The organism is Oscillibacter valericigenes, from assembly GCF_016902445.1.
GTDB lineage: Bacteria > Bacillota > Clostridia > Oscillospirales > Oscillospiraceae > Oscillibacter > Oscillibacter avistercoris.
In genome coordinates, this window is record NZ_JACSNX010000016.1 from 41,880 (window position 1) to 61,368 (window position 19,489).

The following is a 19,489-nucleotide window of genomic DNA, read 5'->3' on the forward strand; positions in this document are numbered from 1 at the left end:
CGAAGCGGAACGCGCGGAAAGAGGAGCTGGCCAAATGCGTTCTTGCACCCCGATTTTCGTCGGTACCCGCGCCGCGGGAATCCACCATCAAGTCTGTACCGCACCCCGCCGCGCCCGTCGGGGAGTCATCGCAAATCCGCAGGCACCATCTCACGCCGACCCTCGTATTTAAGCAAACTTGCACGTACGTGCAAGTTTGCGCTCAACATTTTTTCTTTTCCACCGGGCGCGGCGCAGAAGGTGAATTGCCCCGCAGGGGCAAGAGAAGCCCCTCTGGAGGGTTTTCTTTTTGATGTCTCAAAAAGAAAATGGGGGGCGCATCCCCTGTGGGAACGCCCCCCGCGGGCAGCAGGTGCCCATCATTTCCATAGAAAGGAACCTTACATGATGAAACTTTGGGGCGGACGCTTTCAAAAGGATACCGACCAGCTGGTGAACGCGCTCAATGCCTCCATCAGCTTCGACCAGCGGCTGTACAGGGAAGACATCACCGGCTCCATGGCCCACGCCCAGATGCTGGCCGACTGCGGCATCATCTCTCAGGAGGACGCCGCCGCCATCATCGACGGGCTCCAGGGCATCCTGGCGGACATCGAGGCGGGGAAGGTGGAATTCACCGCCGACAACGAGGACATCCACATGAATGTGGAGGCCCTGCTCACCGCCCGCATCGGCGACGCGGGCAAGCGGCTCCACACCGCCCGCAGCCGCAACGACCAGGTGGCTCTGGACTTCCGGATGTACGTCCGGGAGCAGATCCCTGTGATCGTGGGCCAGCTGCTGGAGCTGGAGACGGTCCTCTGCCGCCAGGCGAAGCAGTACCAGACCGCCGTTATGCCCGGCTACACCCACCTGCAGCGGGCCCAGCCCATCTCCTTTGCCCAGCATCTGATGGCCTACGCCGCCATGTTCCGCCGGGACGTGACCCGGCTGGAGGACTGCAAGGCCCGGCTGGACGAGTGCCCCCTGGGCTCCGGCGCCCTGGCGGGCACCACCTATCCCATTGACCGGTGGGAGACGGCCAAGGCTTTGGGCTTCGCCGCCCCCATGGGCAACTCCCTGGACGGCGTCAGCGACCGGGACTATGCCCTGGAGCTGTTGAGCGGCCTGTCCATTTTGATGATGCACCTGAGCCGCTTCGCGGAGGAGGTCATTCTCTGGTGCAGCTGGGAGTTCAAGTTTATCGAGCTAGACGACGCCTACGCCACCGGCAGCAGCATCATGCCTCAGAAGAAAAACCCGGACGTGGCGGAGCTGGTCCGGGGCAAGACGGGGCGGGTCTACGGCGACCTGATGAGTCTGCTGACCGTCATGAAGGGCCTGCCCCTGGCGTATAACAAGGATATGCAGGAGGACAAGGAGCCGGTGTTCGACGCCGTGGACACGGTGGAGATGTGCCTGCCGGTGTTCGCGGCCATGCTGGACACCATGACCGTCCGGACGGACAACATGCGCAGGGCCGCCGGCCACGGCTTCATCAACGCCACCGACTGCGCCGACTACCTGACGAAAAAGGGCATGCCCTTCCGGGACGCCTACACCGTCACCGGCAAGCTGGTGGCCCAGTGCACGGCCCAGGGCAAGACGCTGGAGGAGCTGTCCCTGGAGGAGCTGCAGGCGGTGTCGCCCCTGTTTGAGCAGGACGTGTACGACGCACTGAACCTGGAGAACTGCATGGCCCTGCGCTCCAGCTACGGCGGCCCGGCGGTCAGTGAGACCACGAGGCAGATCGGAGAGATCGAGCAGTTCATTCAGGAGCGGAGCTGACAATTAGGAATGAGAAATTAGGAATGAGGAATTCTGGTGTCCGGCGGAGCCGGACGATTTGAAAACTGTGCGCCTGCGGCGCACACCACAATTCCTAACTCCTAATTCCTAACTCCTAACTTTTGAGCGGAGGGGTTATATGAAACCCAAAATCTACATCGACGGAAAAGACGGCACCACGGGCCTGCAGATCTATGACCGGCTGGCAGCGCGGAGCGATATCGACCTGCTGCTGATCGACGAGGACAAGCGGAAGGACCCGGCGGAGCGGAAAAAGCTGATGGCGGCAGCGGACATCGTGTTCCTCTGCCTGCCGGATGCGGCGGCCGTGGAGGCGGTGGCCCTGGCGGAGGGCACCAACGCCCGGATCATCGACGCCTCCACCGCCCACCGGACGGCGCCGGGCTGGGTCTACGGCTTCCCGGAGCTGAAAAAGGGCCAGCGGGAGGCCATCGCCAAGGCCAAATACGTGGCCAACCCCGGGTGCCATGCCACGGGCTTTATCGCCATCGCGGCCCCGCTGGTGCAGGCGGGGGTGCTGCCGGCAGACGCGGACCTCTGCTGCTTCTCCCTCACCGGCTATTCCGGCGGCGGCAAGAAGATGATCGCCCAGTACGAGGCGCCGGAGAAGGGGGAAGCCCTTTACAGTCCCGGCCTCTACGGCCTGGGGCAGAACCACAAGCACCTGCCGGAGATGCAGAAGATCTGCGGCCTGACAAAGCCGCCGGTGTTCACCCCCATTGTGGATGACTACTACAAGGGCATGGCAACCACCGTGCCTCTGCACATGGATCAGCTGACGGGGGTCTCCACTCTGCACGAGGTCTGGCAGGTGCTGGCGGACCACTACGCCGGGGAAAAACTGGTCCGCGTGGCGCCGGAGGGCGCCGGAGACCTGGGCGGCAAGCTCTACGGCAACGCCAAGGCTGGGGACAACGGCCTGACTCTGGTGGCGGCGGGGAACGACGAGACCTTCACCATCACCGCCCTGTTCGACAATCTGGGAAAGGGCGCCTCCGGCGCGGCGGTGCAGAACATGAATCTGATGTTAGGGCTTGAAGAGACCGCCGGCCTGTTGTGAGATAAAAGCGAAGAGATAAAGGATAAGAGATAGGCGTTATCCGTTTTTTCGGGATGGTAAATATCTTTTATCTTTTATCTGTTATCTCTTATCTGATCTGAAGAGAGGATGGATATTATGTTGCACTTCATCGCCGGCGGCGTGTGCGCCGCCCAGGGCTTCCGGGCCGGGGGCATCCACGTGGGCGTCAAGACCCACGCGGCCTGGAAAAAGGACGTGGCGCTGATCGTGTCCGACGTGGACTGCGCCTGCGCCGCCGTCTATACGAAAAACGCCGTGAAGGCCGCCCACATCCACGTGGACAAGCGCCATCTGGCGGACGGGAAGGCCAGGGCCGCGGTCATCAACAGCGGAAACGCCAACGCCTGCGCCCCCATGGGGGAGGAGAACGCCGAGCGGGTCTGCGCGGCGGCGGCCAAGGCCATCGGCTGTCCGGCAGAGGACATCGTGGCGGCGTCCACCGGCGTCATCGGCCAGACGCTGAACGTGTCCGTCATCGAGGCGGGCATGCCGGAGCTGTATAGTTCCGTCTCCCACAGCCCGGAGGGCAGCGACGCGGCCGCCCACGCCATCATGACGACGGACACCGTGAAGAAGGAGCTGGCGGTGGAGACCACCATCGGCGGCAGGACCGTGCGGATCGGCGGCATCGCCAAGGGCTCCGGCATGATCCACCCCAACATGGGCACCATGCTGTGCTTCCTCACCACGGACTGTGCCATCTCTCCGGAGATGATCAAGTCCGCCCTGCTGGACACTGTCCGGGTCAGCTTCAACCGTATCAGCGTGGACGGCGACACCTCCACCAACGACACCTGCTGTGTCCTGGCCAACGGCCTGGCGGGGAACGCGGTCATCACGGAGAAGGGCCCGGACTACGACGCCTTCGTGGAGGCCCTGAAGGCCCTGTGCGTGGAGCTGGCCAAGCAGATGGCCTCCGACGGGGAGGGAGCGACTCATCTCATCACCTGCACCGTCACCGGGGCCAAAAGCGAGGAGAGCGCCGAGATCATTGCCAAGTCCGTGATCTCCTCCACCCTCACCAAGGCGGCCATCTTCGGCGCCGACGCCAACTGGGGCCGGGTGCTGTGCGCCATGGGCTACTCCGGGGAGGACTTTGACCCGGACCAGGTGGATGTGGCCTTTGCCAGTGCGGCCGGCAGCATCCCGGTGTGCGCCAAGGGCCGGGGGCTGGAGTTCGACGAGACGAAGGCCAAACAGATCCTGAAAGAGCACGATGTGACCATTGCCGTCGCCATGGGCGAGGGAGACGGCAGCTGCACCTGCTGGGGGTGCGACCTGACCTATGAGTATGTGAAGATCAACGGGGATTATCGGACTTGATTCGGGATGGCCGATGGCACCCCTGCGGGGAGCGGGGATGGGCCGCCGGACGGCGGCAGCTGATTTTGAAGAAAAGAGTTGATGGAACATGTCCTCCCACGCACAGCAGGCGCGGACTTTGGTGGAAGCCCTGCCCTATATCCAGAAATTTACCGGCAAGACCATCGTGGTCAAGTACGGCGGCAACGCCATGGTGTCGGAAGCGTTGAGAAAAGCCGTCATGTGTGATATCATCCTGCTGAGCCTGGTGGGCATCCGGGTGGTGGTGGTCCACGGCGGCGGGCCGGAGATCAGCGAGATGCTGAAGAAGATCGGCCACGAGAGCCGCTTTGTGGACGGCCTGCGCTATACCGACGCCGAGACCATGGACGTGGTCCAGTCCGTCCTCTGCGGCAAGGTGAACAAGAACCTGGTGGCCCAGCTGAACCGGCTGGGGGGCCAGGCCATCGGCCTGTGCGGCATGGACGGGCAGCTGTTCCAGGCGGTGCAGCTGGATGAGAAGTACGGCCTGGTGGGCAGGATCACCGGCGTGAACCCGGAGCCGGTGGAAAACGCCCTGCTCAGCGGCTATATCCCTGTGGTCTCCACCGTGGCCCAGGGGGTGGACGCAGACACCGCCTACAACATCAATGCGGATACCGCCGCTGCCCAGCTGGCCGCTGCCATGGGGGCGGAGAAGCTGATCCTGCTGACAGACGTGCGGGGCCTGCTGCGGGACCCCAGGGACGAGGGGACGCTGATCCATGTGCTCCACACCTATGAGGTACCGGAGCTGGCGGCCCAGGGCATCATCTCCGGGGGCATGATCCCCAAGATGGAGTGCTGTGTGGACGCCATCGACGGCGGCGTGGAGCGGGTCCATATCCTGGACGGCCGCATCCCTCACTCCATTCTCATCGAGCTGCTCAGCGACGAGGGCATCGGCACCATGCTGCAAAAGGAGGACTGAACCATGACGAGCCGGGAGATCATGTCCCTGACGGACCAGTACATCCTGCACACTTACGGCCGCTTCCCGGTGGCCATCGACCACGGGGAGGGAGCCACCCTCTTCGACCCGGAGGGGAACGCCTATATCGACTTCACCAGCGGCATCGGCGTCAGCGACCTGGGGTACGGAAACCAGCCCTGGGCGGATGCTATCGCGGCACAGGCGAAGAAGCTGGGCCATGTGTCCAACCTGTTCTACACGGAGCCCCCGGCCCGGCTGGCGGAGATCCTGTGCCGGCGCACCGGCATGAGCGGCGTGTTCTTTGCCAACGGCGGCGGCGAGGCCAACGAGGGTATGATCAAGCTGGCGAGAAAGTACAGCTTCGACAAGTACGGCCAGGGCCGGGCCGCCATCATCACCCTGAACAACTCCTTCCACGGCCGCACCATCACCACCCTGACCGCCACCGGCCAGGCGGTGTTCCACAACTACTTCTTCCCCTTCACCGAGGGGTTCCGGTACGCCGACGCCAACGACCTCGCCTCGCTGGAGGCCGCGGCGGGAGACGATGTCTGCGCCGTCATGGTGGAGCTGGTGCAGGGGGAGGGCGGCGTGCTGCCCCTGGACCGGGACTACGTCCACGCTGTGGCGAAGCTCTGCGCCGAACGAGACTGGCTGCTGCTGGTGGACGAGGTCCAGACCGGCGTGGGCCGGACCGGCAGCCTCTTCGCCTTCCAGCAGTACGGTATTCTGCCGGACGTGGCATCCTTTGCCAAGGGCATCGCCGGGGGGCTGCCCATGAGCGGTATCCTGGCAAATGAGAAGTGTCGGGACGTGCTGGGTCCCGGCACCCACGCCACCACCTTCGGCGCCAACCCGGTGTGCGCCGCCGCGGGACTGGTGGTGCAGGAGACGCTGAGCGACGCGTTCCTGGAGGACGTCCAGGCCAAGGGCACCTATCTGCGCAACCAGATCGAGGCCCTGGACCTGCCCTGCTTCGGCGCCACCCGGGGCCTGGGGCTGATGATCGGCATCGAGGTGCGGGACGGCTTCAGCAACAAGGAGATCGCAAACAAGCTGATCGAAAACGGCCTGCTGGTGCTGACCGCCGGCCCGGGCATGCGCCTGCTTCCGCCCCTGGTGATCTCCAAGGAGGAGATGGACAAAGGCGTGGCGATCATGAAGGAGACGCTGGGGTAATTAGGAATTAGGAGTTAGGAATTAGGAGTTTCGGAGTCCGGCACAGCCGGACAGATCCAGATCGTGCGCCTGCGGCGCACACCACAATTCCTAATTTCTCATTCCTCATTCCTAATTCAACAACGGAAGCATGATATGCAGAAAGGAAGTCGCTATGAACGACCATAAGCACTTTTTAAAGCTCCTGGACTTTACCCCGGCGGAGATCCAGCAGTTTCTGGACACCGCCGCCGACCTGAAGGCCAAGAAGAAGGCCGGCGTCCCCCACCGGTACCTGGAGGGGAAGAACGTGGCATTGATCTTTGAAAAGACCTCCACCCGGACCCGGTGCGCCTTTGAGGTGGCGGCCCAGGACCTGGGGATGGGCTCCACCTACCTGGGTCCCACCGGCAGCCAGATCGGCGTGAAGGAGTCCATCGCCGACACCGCCCGGGTGCTGGGCCGCATGTACGACGGCATCGAGTACCGGGGCTTCGGGCAGGCCATCGTGGAGGAGCTGGCCCAGTACGCCGGGGTGCCGGTGTTCAACGGCCTGACCAACGAGTTCCACCCCACCCAGATCCTGGCGGATTTCCTCACCATCCAGGAGCACTTCGGGAAGCTCAAGGGCATCAAGCTGGTGTACCTGGGAGACGCCCGGTTCAACATGGGCAATTCCCTGATGGTGGGCTGCGCCAAAATGGGGATGCACTTCGTGGCCTGCGCCCCCAAGGCCTACATGCCGGATCAGAAGCTGATCGACACCTGTCAGGCCATCGCCAAGGAGACCGGCGCCGTGCTGGAGTTTATCGAGGATCCCATGGCGGCCACCAAGGGCGCCGACGTGCTGTACACGGACGTGTGGGTCTCCATGGGCGAGCCGGTAGAGGTCTGGCAGGAGCGGATCGCCGCCCTGGCCCCCTATCAGGTGACGCAGGCGCTGATGGACAACGCCGGGCCCCAGTGTAAGTTCATGCACTGCCTGCCCGCCTACCACGACCACAAGACCAAGGTGGGGAAAGAGATGGGCGAGAAGTTCGGCCGGGAGGCCATGGAGGTCACCGACGAGGTGTTCGAGTCCCCGGCCTCCATCGTCTTTGACGAGGCGGAGAACCGGATGCACACCATCAAGGCCGTGATGTACGAGCTGATGAAGTGAGAGAATGGGAAAGCGCCCCGGAGCGAGAGCTCCGGGGCGCTTTGCGTCAGTTCCAGATAGGCAGCAGGTCGCCGGGCTGCCAGCTGCCGGCATACCGGTCGTTCAGGTCATACAGGCTGTCCTGGTAGAGGGCACCGTTCCGATTCCGCCAGCACCCCACAAAGCTCCAGTAGTCCTGGCCGTGGTCGTCGGTGACATGCACCGCCGCCAGCAGGGCGTCTCCGGTGTTCAGCCGGATGGGGGACACGTCCGTCTCCACCGGCACGTACATCTGCACATAGCCCTGCCGCCGCCACAGCTCCACGGCGTCCTCCAGCGGAGCCGACCAGAGGGGCTCCTCTTCTCCGTGGCGGAAGAGGGCCAGCTCCGCGTCCGCCAGCTCCACCGGCAGTTCCGTGTCGTTTTCGACCTGCAGGTCCAGATTGCCCAGGGTGAGCCGCCCCGCTGCCCAATCCGTCTCCCAGCGGCCATCCACCTCCAGCCGGTAGTCTGTGAGATTCCAATACAGGGAGTCCAGCGTCTCCGTCCGGACAGTGTCCCCGCCGGCGAAGGAGACAGAGATCGTGGTGTCGGTTGGATAAACCGGGAAATCTCCCGGGACGTCCGGGGAGTCGCCCATGGGCACCGCCCAGTTCTCCACGGTGAAGATGCCGCCCTCGTTCCGAGCCGGGGGCGAGGAGGAGGTCTCTCCACTGTCTGCCCGGGCGGTGAAGGTCACCACCATGCCCTCTGTGTACTCCCTGGGGGTCACGCTGGCCGTCAGGTACCACACCGCCTCCTCCAGGCTGTAGTCCGCCACCCGGATGTCATAGCCGCTGATGATGCTGTTCTGCGCTTTTAGCAGGCCGGAGAGCTGGCCGGTGAGGGACCCGATCTGGCTGCTGACGCTGCTCTGGACGTAGTTTACCTGATCCTGGACCTGATCCAGCCGGCGCCCCAGAGAGGAGAAGATGCCATTCAGAACCAGGACGATCAGCAGCCCGGCGGCACAGGCCCCGGCCCCCGCGGCGAGCTTTTTCCGCCGGCTCCACCGGGGCCGCCGGGCCGCCTCCAGATACTTCTGCACAATGGCCTCCACCGCCGCCAGCTCCCGGCCGGACAGCTCTTCCACCGGGGCGGTGTTTTCCGCCTCTTCGCCGGAGGTCTCCGCGGCCTCTTCCTCGGTTGGTTCCTCCGCCGCCGGCTCCACCCCCAGCAGGGCGCCGATGGTGACGCCGAAGATGCGGCTCATGGCGATGAGGTTCTCCAGGTCCGGCACACTGGCGTCAGATTCCCATTTGCTGACCGCCTGGCGGCTGACGCCCAGCCGCTCCCCCAGGGATTCCTGAGAGAGGCCGGCGGCCTTCCGGGCCTCCTGGATGCGGCGGCCCAGGGTCTGCTCCTGCATACGATCCACTCCTTTGCTGCCTCTACCATAGCAGAGTTGGGACAAAAGCACAACCACCGGCGGGTTTCCCCAGTGTCAACGGCCGGTTGCGGGTCTGAGAAAACGGAATGATTTTTACTGAAATACGGCAGTAAACAAATAAAAATTACCATCTTGACAACAATTTTTATTTGTTCTATGGTAGGGGCAGAGCTGCCGGCGGCTCCTGATCTTAAAGAGGAGCTGAATGATATGGACCATTTATCTTTGCGGGGCGCTCACTGGGAGATGGGCTTTCAGTGGGGCGCCCGGCTGGCGGAGCGCGGCCGATTCCTGCTGGACCACGTGCCCTTTTCCCTGACGGCGGAGCGGCGGGCCTTTGCCGCCGCCTGCCGTCCGGCGTATGAGCGCGATTTCCCCGCCGCCCTGGAGGAGCTGGCGGGCCTGGCCGCAGGACAGGGCTGCCTCCGGGAGGACCTGGAGACGGTCCTCTTCACCACCTACGCCCTGCCGCCCGCCTGCGGCTGCTCCTGTCTGGCGGTGTCCAACGGGAACGGGGTGTTCTTCGGTCGGAACAGCGACTTTCTGACGGCGCTGGAACCGTATAACAGCCACGCGGCGTACCACTTTTCCGACGGGGCCATTCCCTTTGCCGGGAACACCACCTCCTTCGTCCAGATGGAGGACGCCGTCAACGCCCGGGGGCTGGCCGTCGGCCTCACCTCCGTCTACACGCCCCGGCCCCGGCCGGGCCTGAACGCCGGCATGGCCCTGCGGCTGCTGGCGGAGACCTGCGCCAGCGTGGAGGAGGCCCTGGACCGTCTCCGGGAACTGCCCCTGGCCTCCTGCCAGACGCTGACGCTGGCGGATAAGGCCGGGAACATCGCCGTGGCGGAGTGCGGCCCGGAGGGGGTGCGGGTGGAGCGGCCCGGCCCGGAGGGACCCTTCGTCTGTGCGGCGAATCTCTTCCGCTCGGACCTGGCGGACCCGCTGCCGCCGGGGCTGGACACCTGGCGTGCGGCGGAGCGGTATGACACCATGCGCTGTGTGCTGGAACAGGAGGGGGAGACCATCACTCTCTCCGGCGTCCAGGCCCTGCTGGCGGGGCGGAAGGGCTTTCTCTGCCAGTATGACCGGAGCACCGGCCAGGACACCGTCTGGTCCGTGGCCTGCGACCTGACCCGGCGGCGCTGTCTGCTGGCGGAGGGCAACCCGGGGCGGACGGCCTTCCGGCCTCTGGCGGTCCCGGGGGAGGAAGGGGGCCGCCCTTGACACGCCCCGCCGCACTGCATACAATAGAACAGAAATGAACTTCCCAAAGGAGTGTGACGGATATGGAGCGTTCCGCTGGCATTCTGCTGCCGGTGTTCTCCCTGCCGGGAGCATACGGCATCGGCGCCCTGGGCCGAGAGGCCCGGGCCTTCGCCGATTTTCTCCACGATGTCGGACAGAAGTGGTGGCAGGTGCTGCCGGTGGGCCCCACCGGGGCGGGGAACTCCCCCTACACCAGCGCGTCCACCTTCGCCGGGAACCCGCTGCTGATCGACCTGGAGGACCTGCGGGACCGGGGGCTGCTGACGGAGGCGGAGCTGTCCGCCGCCCGGGTGGAGCCGGACGGCCCCATTGACTACGCCGCCCTGTACGCGTGCCGGGAGCCCCTGCTGCGGCGGGCCTTCTCCCGGCTGTCCGGGACAGAGGCCCAGGCCGTGCGGGACTTTGCCGCCGCCAATCCCTGGCTGGAGGCGTATGCCCTGTACCGGGCCCTGAAGACCCACTTCGGCGAGACCGCCTGGTATGACTGGCCGGACAAGGCTCTGCGGGACCACGACCCGGCGGCGCTGGAGCCCTGGCGGGCCGAACTAGCGGAGGACATCGCCTTCCACGAGGCGGTGCAGTGCTGGTTCTTCGCCCAGTGGAAGGCGCTGAAGGACCACGCCAACGGCCTGGGGGTGGGGATCATCGGGGACCTGCCCATCTACGTGTCCCTGGACAGCGCCGACGTGTGGAGCGAGCGGAAGGAATTCCTGCTGGACGAGACGGGGAAGCCCAGCCGGGTGGCCGGTGTGCCGCCGGACTACTTCTCGGCCGAGGGCCAGCTGTGGGGCAACCCCTTGTACGACTGGGCGGCCATGAAGGCCGACGGCTTCGGCTGGTGGATCCGCCGGGTGGAGGGCGCCTCCCGCCTGTTCGACGCCATCCGCATCGATCACTTCCGGGCCTTTGAGCGGTACTGGTCCGTCCCCGCCGGGGCGGAGACCGCCAAGGAGGGCCGCTGGGAGCCCGGCCCCGGCCTGGATCTGCTGCGCGTCCTGACAAACTGGTTCCCCCACATCACCTACATCGCCGAGGACCTGGGGCTCCTGACGCCGGAGGTCCACCAGCTCCGCCAGGCCGCGGGCCTGCCGGGCATGAAGGTGCTGGAATTCGCCTTTTCAGACCCCGGCAACGCCTATCTGCCCCACAACTACGCCAGCCGCCGGTGTGTCTGCTACACCGGCACCCACGACAACGACACCGCCCTGGGCTGGTACGACCACGCCCCGGAGGCGGAGCGGGCCTTTGCGGAGCGGTACCTGGGCGCCTCCGGCCGGGAGGAGGTCCGGAAAGCCCTGCTGCGGTGCGGCATGGGCAGCACGGCGGAGCTGTTCGTGGCCCAGATGCAGGACTATCTGGCCTTGGGCAGCGAGGGGCGGATTAACGTCCCCGGCGTGGCGGAGGGCAACTGGCGCTGGCGGATGGCCCCCGGCGCCGCCACGGCGGCCCTGGCGGCGGAGATCCGAACGCTGACGGAGACCTACGGACGATAAAGCAAAAGAGCCCCCACATGGGGGCTCTTTTATGATTCCGCGGGATTGTAAAAGTCCGCCAGCAGGTCCCGCTCGGACACTTGAAGGACCTGACACAGGCAGGCAAACTCGTAGTCGGTGACCATTCGCTGGTTGTGCTCAATCCGACTAAGGGCCTGCTGATCGATATTGACGCCCATGACCTGGAGCTTTGCCGCCACTTGGTCCTGGGTGAGCTTCCGCAGTTCCCGATAGCGGCGCAGCTGGGCATGGATGACATTTTTACTGCCGTGCAAAGCGATTTTCTTCATGGCAAACCTACGTTTATGAACCGTATTTTTCTTGACTTTACCATGAGAATGGCCTTAAAATACGTTACATAAACGTATAGGAGGAATATTGGGATGGACCAGCTGGAATTCAATACTTACATCCTGGCCCGAGTGCTGGCGGAGGCGGGGGCGGCCATCGTGGTGGGCGGCGGTGACTCCCGGCAGATCGTGGAGGACATGGTCCATGACCGGTGCTGCCGGGCCCTGTGGGAGATCCGGAAGGTCTTGGATGATGACAGTCTTTCCGACCCGGCCTGCTTCGGGAAGATCGAGGATATCCTCTCTGTATTGGAAACACTGGGGCCGGGAGGCGGCAGCCGCCACGACGCATGACGCCCCTTGACTGCGGGACCGTTCCATGGTATCATTTCCCTGTCCCTGGGAAGAAGCTCTGACCGGCGGACCGGACAATTTGGTTTCTGTCGCTCTGACCGGCACGGGCCCGCCCCGGCCGCAAGACGGGGAAGCGCCCGGCGGTGCCGGGCGGACAGCGTATGCAAAAAACTCCCCTCTGCCAGCGCGGCGGAGGGGTTTACTTTTTGCAAAAGGAGGGATCCTCTGTGGAGACCCGTGTGGCCGTGCTGGCGATCATCGTCCGGGACATGGCCTCTGTGCCGGCGCTGAACGAGCTGCTGCACCAGTACGCCCCCTATGTCATCGGGCGGATGGGCGTGCCCTATCACGCCCGGGGCGTGAACATCATCAGCGTGGCGATGGACGCCCCGGCGGACGCCATCTCCGCCCTGTCCGGCAAGATCGGCCGGCTGGCGGGAATCACCGCCAAGACCGTCTACGCGCCGGAAGACGCGCTGCAACAAGGAAAGTGAGGAAGATGAACATGAAACAGTGGATGAAGAAAGGGCTGGCGGCCTGCCTGGCCCTGGTGATGTGCCTGTCCCTGGCCGCCTGCGGCGGGACGGAGCAGGAGACCACGGAGGAAACGCCGGTGGTGGAGTCCGTCACCGTCCGGGTGGCGGCCCTGAAGGGCCCCACAGCCATGGGTATGGTGAAGCTGATGAGCGACAGTGAGGACTTTGAGGAGGATGTTGAAGATTTCGTGGATGCCCGCGAGGACTTTGAGCGGGTCACGATCCAAAGCAACCTCTACGACTTTACCCTGGCCGCCTCCGCCGACGAGGTGACCCCCGGCCTGATGCAGGGGGAGCTGGATATCGCCTGTGTGCCGGCCAACCTGGCCTCCGTGCTGTATAACCGCACCGACGGCGGCATCGTCACCCTGGCGGTGAACACCCTGGGCGTGCTGTATATCGTGGAGAACGGCAACTCCGTCCAATCCATGGCGGACCTGGCGGGCAGGACCATCGCGGCCTCCGGCAAGGGCTCCACGCCGGAGTACGCCCTGCGGTATCTGCTCAGCGAGAACGGCATCGACCCGGATACCGGCGTCACCATCGACTGGAAGAGCGAGCACAGCGAGTGCGTGGCGGCCCTGGCCTCCGGCGCGGCCACCATCGCCATGCTGCCCCAGCCCTTCGTCACCGTGGCCCAGACCCAGCTGCCGGACCTGCGGGTGGCCCTGGATCTGACGGAGGAGTGGGACGCCCTGGACAACGGCTCCGCCCTGCTCACCGGCGTGGTGGTGGCCCGGGCGGACTTCGTGGAGGAGCACCCGGCGGCGGTGGAGGAGTTCCTGACCAGCTACGCCGAGAGCGTGGAGTGGGTCAACGCCAACACCGCCGAGGCGGCGGAGCTGATCGGCGGCTATGACATCGTGGACGCCGCCGTGGCGGAGAAGGCCCTGCCCTACTGCAACATCGTGTGCATCACCGGCAGCGAGATGAAGGACATGCTCTCCGGCTATCTGCAGGTGCTGTTCGACGCGGCCCCGGCCTCCGTGGGCCAGGACGCAGAGACCGGCGAGGGCGGCCTGCCCGGCGACGACTTCTACTACGGCGCCTGACCCTGTGCGCCAAGACCACTTCCGCGCCCCGGCTGACACCGGGGCGCGGCCCATCCCGGACGGAAGGAGGCGGAGCGGATGAAAAGACAACGGCCGGTGCGGCTGTGGGCGGCGGCCTTCTGGCTGTTGGTGTGGGAGGGTGCCAGCCTGGCTCTGGCATCCACCACCGGCGGGCGGATGCTGCTGCTGGCCTCCCCGGTGCAGGCCCTGGGGCGGCTGCTGGCCCTGGCGGCCACGGCGGAGTTCTGGCAGGCGGTGGCCTTTTCCTCCCTGCGGATCCTGGGGGGCTTTTTCCTCTCCTGCGTCCTGGCGGTGGCGCTGGCCGCCCTGGCCGCCCGCCTCCGGTGGGTGCGGGAGCTGCTGAGCCCCCTGGTGGCGGTGGTGAAGGCGGTGCCGGTGGTGTCCTTCATCATCCTGGCGCTGATCTTCTTCTCGTCGGAGAACCTGTCCCTGCTGATCTCCGCCCTGATGGTGTTCCCGCCGGTGTACCTGAACGTGCTGGAGGGCATCGGGCACACGGACCGGCAGCTGCTGGAGATGGCCCGGGTGTTCCGGGTGCCCCTCTCCCGGCAGCTGCGGGGCATCTACCTGCCGGCGGTGCTGCCCTATTTCCGGTCCGCCGTGTCTTTGGGCCTGGGCCTCTGCTGGAAGTCCGGCGCGGCGGCGGAGGTCATCGGCCTGCCGGAGGGCTCCATCGGCGAGGCGCTGTACACTGCCAAGGTGTACTTCCAGACCGGGGACCTGTTTGCCTGGACGGCGGTGATCGTGACCATCTCGGTGCTCTTTGAGCGGCTGTTCCTCCGCCTGGTGGACGCCGCCGTGAGAAAGGCGGGCGGATGATGGAGATCGGGGTAAGGAACCTGTGCAAGTCCTTCGGGGACCAGGCGGTGCTGCGGGACCTGTCCTTCACCGCAGGACCGGGGATCACCTGCGTCATGGCCCCCTCCGGCTCCGGCAAGACCACGCTACTGCGCATCCTGCTGGGGCTGGAGCGGCCGGACAGCGGCACGGTGGAGGGCCTCACGGGAAGGCGGATCTCCGCCGTGTTCCAGGAGGACCGGCTGCTGGAGCATCTCTCCGCCGAGGGGAACCTCCGGTTTGCGCTGGGGCGGGAGTATGACGCGAAAACGGCCCGGGCTCTGCTGGACCGGCTGGATCTGCCGGACACGGGGGCACAGCCGGTGCGGGAGTTCTCCGGCGGCATGAAGCGGCGGCTGGCCCTGGCCCGGGCGCTGCTGGCGCCCTTTGACGTGCTGCTGCTGGACGAGCCCTTCACCGGCCTGGATCAGGAGAACCGCGCCCGGGCCCTGGCGGCCATCCGGGAGACGGCGGGGGTCCGGCCGGTGCTGCTGGTGACCCACGACACCGCCGACGCGGAGGGCGCGCCGGTGGTCCGGCTGTAGAGGAAAGTCAATGAAAAAGGCAGAGCCTCCTTCTCAGAAGGGGGCTCTGCCTTTTTGCACAGGGGGACTGGCCATTCACCGCCGCCGGGGCCGGCGCTCCGGCCGGGATCTGCGGGCGGTGCTCCGCCGGCGCTTTTCCCGGCGCTCCCGGCGCCGCTCCAGAGCGGCGGAACAGCGGTCGAAGCACCACTCCAGGCCCATCTGGATGGGCACCACCAGCAGCACCAGCACGATCAGCACCAGCCAGGCCGCAAAGGACAGGGCGGTGAGGGAGAAGATCTCCCCATAGAACACCACGGCCACGAACATGGCGGTGGTCATGGCCGCCAGCAGGATGATCCGCTTCAGATCCAGGGGGCGGGCGGCGTAGTAGATGACCATCAGGCCGTTCATCGCCATCAGGATGACGCAGATGGTGGAGAGCTCGTCCAGCGTCAGATCGAAGGTGTAGACGAACAGCTCCGCGAACAGGATGACGAAGATGGCCGTCAGCCCCCCGGGGAAGGCCCGCCGCAGCACGTTGTGGAGGAACTTGCCCTTCACCAGATCGTGGTTGGGCTCCAGGGCCAGGAAGAAGGAGGGGACGCCGATGGTCAGGGCGGAGATCAGCGTCAGCTGGATGGGCACGAAGGGATAGGGGAAGGCGGCAAACAGGGTGATGAGGGCCAGGAAGAAGGACAGGATGTTCTTCACCAGGTACAGGGCCGAGGCCCGCTGGATGTTGTTGATGACCCGGCGGCCCTCCGCCACCACCTTGGGCATGGCGGCGAAGTCGCTGTCCAGCAGCACCAGCTGGGCCACCTGGCAGGCGGCGTCCGCGCCGGAGGCCATGGCGATGCCGCAGTCGGCGTCCTTCAAGGCCAGCACGTCGTTCACACCGTCGCCGGTCATGGCCACCGTGTGGCCCTGGCTCTGGAGGGCCCGGACGATCTTCCGCTTCTGGTTGGGCACCACCCGGCCGAACACGGTATATTCCCGCACGGCTTTGGCAATGTCGTGGTCCGACTGGAGCTCCCGGGCGTCGATCCAGTTTTCGGCGCCCGCGATGCCGGCCTGGGCCGCCACGGCGGAGACGGTCACCGGGTTGTCACCGGAGATGACCTTCACATCCACCCCCTGGGTGTGGAAGTAGTCAAAGACCTTGGGGGCGTTGGGGCGGATGGGATTCTCCAGCACCAGCAGGGCCAGGGGGATCACCACGCCGCGGAGGCGCCCGGTCTCCGCCCCGTCGCACTGGGCCAGCAGCAGCACCCGGCACCCCTGGGCGGCATAGGGGGCGGTCTGCTTTTCCAGGGCGGCGAAGTCCTGCCCCAGCACATACTCCGGCGCGCCGATGACATAGGCACCCCGGTCCAGGAAGTTCACGGCGCTCCACTTGGTGGCGGAGGTAAAGGGCACGGCCCCACGGTCCGGCCAGCCGGGCCCCCGGGGAAACTTCTCGGCGATGGCCCTGGCGGTGTCGTTGTCCGGCTCCAGCACCCGGTAGAAGGCCCCCAGGATGTCGGCGATGTCCATCTCGGAGCAGGCCTCCGGGTCCAGGGGCACCACCTCCCGCACCTGCATCTGGGGACTGGTGACGGTACCGGTCTTGTCCACGCACAGCACATCCACCCGGGCCAGGGTCTCGATGGCGTTCATCTCGTGGATCAGCGTCCGGTTCCGGGCCAGCCGCACCACGCTGACGGCCAGGGCCACGCTGGTCAGCAGGAACAGCCCCTCCGGGATCATGCCGATCAGGGCCGCCACCGTGCTGACCACGGACTGCCGCAGACCCAGATCCTGGCTTGCAAACTGGTTGTAGAACAGGGCCACGCCGATGGGGATCAGCACGATGCCGATGAAGCGGATCAAATGGTCCAGGGAGCGCATCATCTCGCTCTTGCCGGGGCCGGCGTCCTTCTTGGCCGCCAGCGTCAGCTTGGAGGCGTAGGAGTCCGCCCCCACCTGGTCCATCCGGGCCCGGCACTTGCCGGAGATGACGAAGCTGCCGGACAGCAGCTGGTCCCCCGGCTCCTTGGTGACGGCGTCTGCCTCGCCGGTGATGAGGGCCTCATTCACCTGGACCTGGCCGGTGAGCACCGGCCCGTCCGCCGGGATCTGGCTGCCGGCGGTGAGCTCCACCACATCTTCCTGCACCAGCTGGTCCACCGGCAGGCTCTGGAGCCTGCCGTCCCGCACCACCCGGACCTTGGCGGCAGAGAGCAGGGACAGCTTTTCGATGGTCCGCTTGCTCTTCAGCTGCTGGACGATGCCGATGACGGCGTTGGCCGCCACAATGAACAGGAAGGTCATGTCCTTCCAGTCCCCCACCAGCAGCAGACACACCGCCAGCACCACGAAGATCAGGTTGAAATAGGTAAAGACATTCTCCCGGATGATCTGCTTGTCGCTTTTTGTGGGGGACTCCACCGGCGCATTGTCCCATCCGGCCTCCGCCAGCGCCCTGGCCTGGGCGGAGGAGAGGCCGCAGTCCGCCTTCGGGGCGCAGCGGGGCATCTCCTGCCGGCGTGTGGCCGCAGCCTCCGTCGGGGCCGTTTTCCGGTGTGCGTTCACGGGTACTCCCCCTTTGACAAATTTTGATTCATTATAGCAATTTTCGCGGAGTTTGTATAGAGATGAATTGAAAACTTTCCGGCGGGACCGGAGAACCGGATCCGGGCGCATACAGACGGAGCCCGTGCGGACCTGCCCATGGGGAATGGAGAAGTGTTCATACATAAAGGACATACGGCAAAATAAATGTCATTCACATAAAAACGTTGGCGGAGTTGCGCATTGTATTTTGCCCGGTCCGCCGATATAATGAAACACAAGAACAGACGTGGGAGGGGAAGTCCATGCTGACTTTGGATATGGTCCGGGAGGCCCAGGAGGCCCTGCGGGGCATCGCCCGGCGGACGCCGCTGGACCGGGCGCCGAAATTCGGAGAGAACGTGTACATCAAGGCGGAGAATCTGCAGCTGACCGGGGCCTTCAAGCTCCGGGGGGCCTACAACAAGATCCGCAGCCTGACGCCGGAGGAGGCGGCCCGGGGCGTCATCGCCTGCTCCGCCGGAAACCACGCCCAGGGCATCGCCCTGTCTGCATCAAGGCTGGGCATCAAGGCGGTGATCTGCATGCCCGCCGGGGCCCCCATCAGCAAGGTGGAGGCCACCCGCAGCTACGGCGCGGAGGTGGTGCTGGTGCCCGGCGTCTATGACGACGCCGCGGCGGAGGCGGAGCGGCTGACAAAGGAACACGGCTACACCTTCGCCCACCCCTTCAACGACCCGCTGGTGATCGCCGGCCAGGGCACCATCGGCCTGGAGATCCTGGAGCAGCTGCCGGATGCGGAGCAGATCGTGGTGCCCATCGGGGGCGGCGGCCTCATCGGCGGCATCGCCTTCGCGGTGAAGCAGCTGAAGCCGGACTGCCGGATCGTGGGCGTCCAGGCGGCGGGGGCGGCGTCCATGTACCTGTCCCGCCACGCCGGCGGCCCCACGGAGCTGCGGAGCGTGTCCACTATTGCCGACGGCATCGCCGTGAAGAAGCCCGGGGACCTGACCTTCGCCCTGTGCCAGCAGTATGTGGACGAGATCGTCACCGTCAGCGAGGACGAGATCGCCTCCGCCATCCTGGCGCTGATGGAGGGTCAGAAGACCGTGGCGGAGGGCGCCGGCGCCGTGCCGGTGGCGGCGGTGATGTTCGGCAAGGTGGACACATCGGAGAAGAAGACCGTCTGTGTGGTCTCCGGCGGCAATGTGGACGTGACCACGCTGTCCCGGATCATCACCAAGGGCCTGTCCAAGGCCGGCCGCATCGCGGAGATCACCACCAAGGTGGCGGATAAGCCGGGCACGCTGCTGCAGCTTCTGAAGGTGGTGGCGGACAGCGGTGCCAACATCCTCAGCATCAACCACGCCCGGGAGGACCGGCACTCCGACGTGGGGGCCTGCGTGGTCTCCATGGTGCTGGAGACTCGGGATGCCGCCCATGTGGCGGAGATCCGCCGGGGGCTGCAGGCCCTGGGCTACGAGCTGACGGAGGACTGAGCGGGGAAGCGGGGACCGCGGCAGGACGACATAAGGGAAAGCGGGCATCCATGGGATGCCCGCTTCAGTCTGTCGACAACCCCGGAAATCCGGGAAAATGGGAAGGAAGATAGCTACGAAAGAAACCCAGGAAGGGTGTCTTTCGTTTTCAATCAACCGTTTTCCAGAACTTTTCAAAGTTCTGGAAAA

The 19,489-nt window shown here is 65.5% G+C and carries 17 protein-coding genes; 14 read left to right on the forward strand and 3 right to left on the reverse strand.

Translation table 11 applies throughout. The annotated features are described in order from the left end of the window. The first annotated feature begins 387 nt into the window (after nt 1–387). The 6 genes from argH to argF all read left to right on the forward strand — a co-directional run bounded on the left by argH (nt 388) and on the right by argF (nt 7,461). Complete coding sequence (gene argH, locus H9X91_RS10145) at nt 388–1,767, forward strand: argininosuccinate lyase (RefSeq protein ID WP_204804817.1); 1,380 nt, start codon at nt 388–390, stop codon at nt 1,765–1,767. 139 nt (nt 1,768–1,906) lie between these two features. Then, complete coding sequence (gene argC / locus H9X91_RS10150) at nt 1,907–2,848, forward strand: N-acetyl-gamma-glutamyl-phosphate reductase (RefSeq protein ID WP_204804795.1); 942 nt, start codon at nt 1,907–1,909, stop codon at nt 2,846–2,848. A gap of 117 nt (nt 2,849–2,965) precedes the next feature. Then, on the forward strand, nt 2,966–4,192 hold the full coding sequence (argJ, locus tag H9X91_RS10155) for a bifunctional glutamate N-acetyltransferase/amino-acid acetyltransferase ArgJ (protein WP_338111974.1): 1,227 nt from the start codon (nt 2,966–2,968) through the stop codon (nt 4,190–4,192). A gap of 88 nt (nt 4,193–4,280) precedes the next feature. Then, nucleotides 4,281–5,141 carry an acetylglutamate kinase gene (argB, locus tag H9X91_RS10160; RefSeq protein WP_204804797.1) on the forward strand — a complete coding sequence of 287 codons (861 nt, stop codon included), beginning with the start codon at nt 4,281–4,283 and terminating at the stop codon, nt 5,139–5,141. Between the two features lie 3 nt (nt 5,142–5,144). Next, nucleotides 5,145–6,323, forward strand: coding sequence for an aspartate aminotransferase family protein (locus tag H9X91_RS10165; RefSeq protein WP_204804799.1), 1,179 nt, complete (start codon nt 5,145–5,147; stop codon nt 6,321–6,323). Between the two features lie 154 nt (nt 6,324–6,477). After that, a complete protein-coding gene (gene argF, locus H9X91_RS10170) occupies nt 6,478–7,461 on the forward strand; it encodes an ornithine carbamoyltransferase (protein WP_204804800.1) in 984 nt (327 codons plus the stop codon). Between the two features lie 46 nt (nt 7,462–7,507). Here argF and H9X91_RS10175 read toward each other — a convergent pair whose 3' ends face one another. After that, complete coding sequence (locus tag H9X91_RS10175; protein ID WP_204804801.1) at nt 7,508–8,848, reverse strand: helix-turn-helix domain-containing protein; 1,341 nt, start codon at nt 8,846–8,848, stop codon at nt 7,508–7,510. A gap of 231 nt (nt 8,849–9,079) precedes the next feature. On the opposite strand from H9X91_RS10175, the gene H9X91_RS10180 reads away from it, so the two are divergent. Further along, the gene (locus H9X91_RS10180) at nt 9,080–10,099 is read left to right on the forward strand and encodes a C45 family autoproteolytic acyltransferase/hydrolase (RefSeq protein WP_204804802.1); all 1,020 of its coding nucleotides are present in this window, start codon (nt 9,080–9,082) and stop codon (nt 10,097–10,099) included. 62 nt (nt 10,100–10,161) lie between these two features. Then, nucleotides 10,162–11,634, forward strand: a complete 1,473-nt coding sequence (malQ, locus tag H9X91_RS10185; protein WP_204804803.1) for a 4-alpha-glucanotransferase — start codon at nt 10,162–10,164, stop codon at nt 11,632–11,634. Between the two features lie 29 nt (nt 11,635–11,663). On the opposite strand, the gene H9X91_RS10190 is transcribed toward malQ, so the two are convergent. Continuing rightward, nucleotides 11,664–11,909, reverse strand: a complete 246-nt coding sequence (locus H9X91_RS10190) for a helix-turn-helix domain-containing protein (protein ID WP_243414520.1) — start codon at nt 11,907–11,909, stop codon at nt 11,664–11,666. Between the two features lie 108 nt (nt 11,910–12,017). Here H9X91_RS10190 and H9X91_RS10195 point away from each other — a divergent pair, with 108 nt between their 5' ends. The 5 genes from H9X91_RS10195 (at nt 12,018) to H9X91_RS10215 (ending at nt 15,269) form a co-directional block, all read left to right on the forward strand. After that, on the forward strand, nt 12,018–12,278 hold the full coding sequence (locus H9X91_RS10195) for a hypothetical protein (protein WP_204804805.1): 261 nt from the start codon (nt 12,018–12,020) through the stop codon (nt 12,276–12,278). 227 nt (nt 12,279–12,505) lie between these two features. Further along, nucleotides 12,506–12,772 carry a TM1266 family iron-only hydrogenase system putative regulator gene (locus H9X91_RS10200; RefSeq protein WP_204804806.1) on the forward strand — a complete coding sequence of 89 codons (267 nt, stop codon included), beginning with the start codon at nt 12,506–12,508 and terminating at the stop codon, nt 12,770–12,772. A gap of 23 nt (nt 12,773–12,795) precedes the next feature. Next, entirely contained in the window at nt 12,796–13,866 is a 1,071-nt protein-coding gene (locus H9X91_RS10205) for an ABC transporter substrate-binding protein (protein ID WP_204804819.1), read from the forward strand. Nucleotides 13,867–13,944: 78 nt separating this feature from the next. After that, nucleotides 13,945–14,706: an ABC transporter permease gene (locus H9X91_RS10210; RefSeq protein ID WP_204804808.1), complete on the forward strand. Its 762-nt coding sequence runs from the start codon at nt 13,945–13,947 to the stop codon at nt 14,704–14,706. Continuing rightward, nucleotides 14,706–15,269 (forward strand): ATP-binding cassette domain-containing protein, encoded by a 564-nt coding sequence (locus H9X91_RS10215; protein WP_204804810.1) that lies wholly within the window; start codon nt 14,706–14,708, stop codon nt 15,267–15,269. Before H9X91_RS10210 ends, H9X91_RS10215 begins: the two co-directional genes overlap by 1 nt. A gap of 75 nt (nt 15,270–15,344) precedes the next feature. On the opposite strand, the gene H9X91_RS10220 is transcribed toward H9X91_RS10215, so the two are convergent. Beyond that, entirely contained in the window at nt 15,345–17,822 is a 2,478-nt protein-coding gene (locus H9X91_RS10220) for a cation-translocating P-type ATPase (protein ID WP_338111976.1), read from the reverse strand. A 284-nt stretch (nt 17,823–18,106) separates the two neighbouring features. Between H9X91_RS10220 and ilvA the strand changes: the two genes are divergently transcribed. Continuing rightward, on the forward strand, nt 18,107–19,300 hold the full coding sequence (gene ilvA, locus H9X91_RS10225; protein WP_204804812.1) for a threonine ammonia-lyase: 1,194 nt from the start codon (nt 18,107–18,109) through the stop codon (nt 19,298–19,300). Nucleotides 19,301–19,489: the final 189 nt, after the last annotated feature.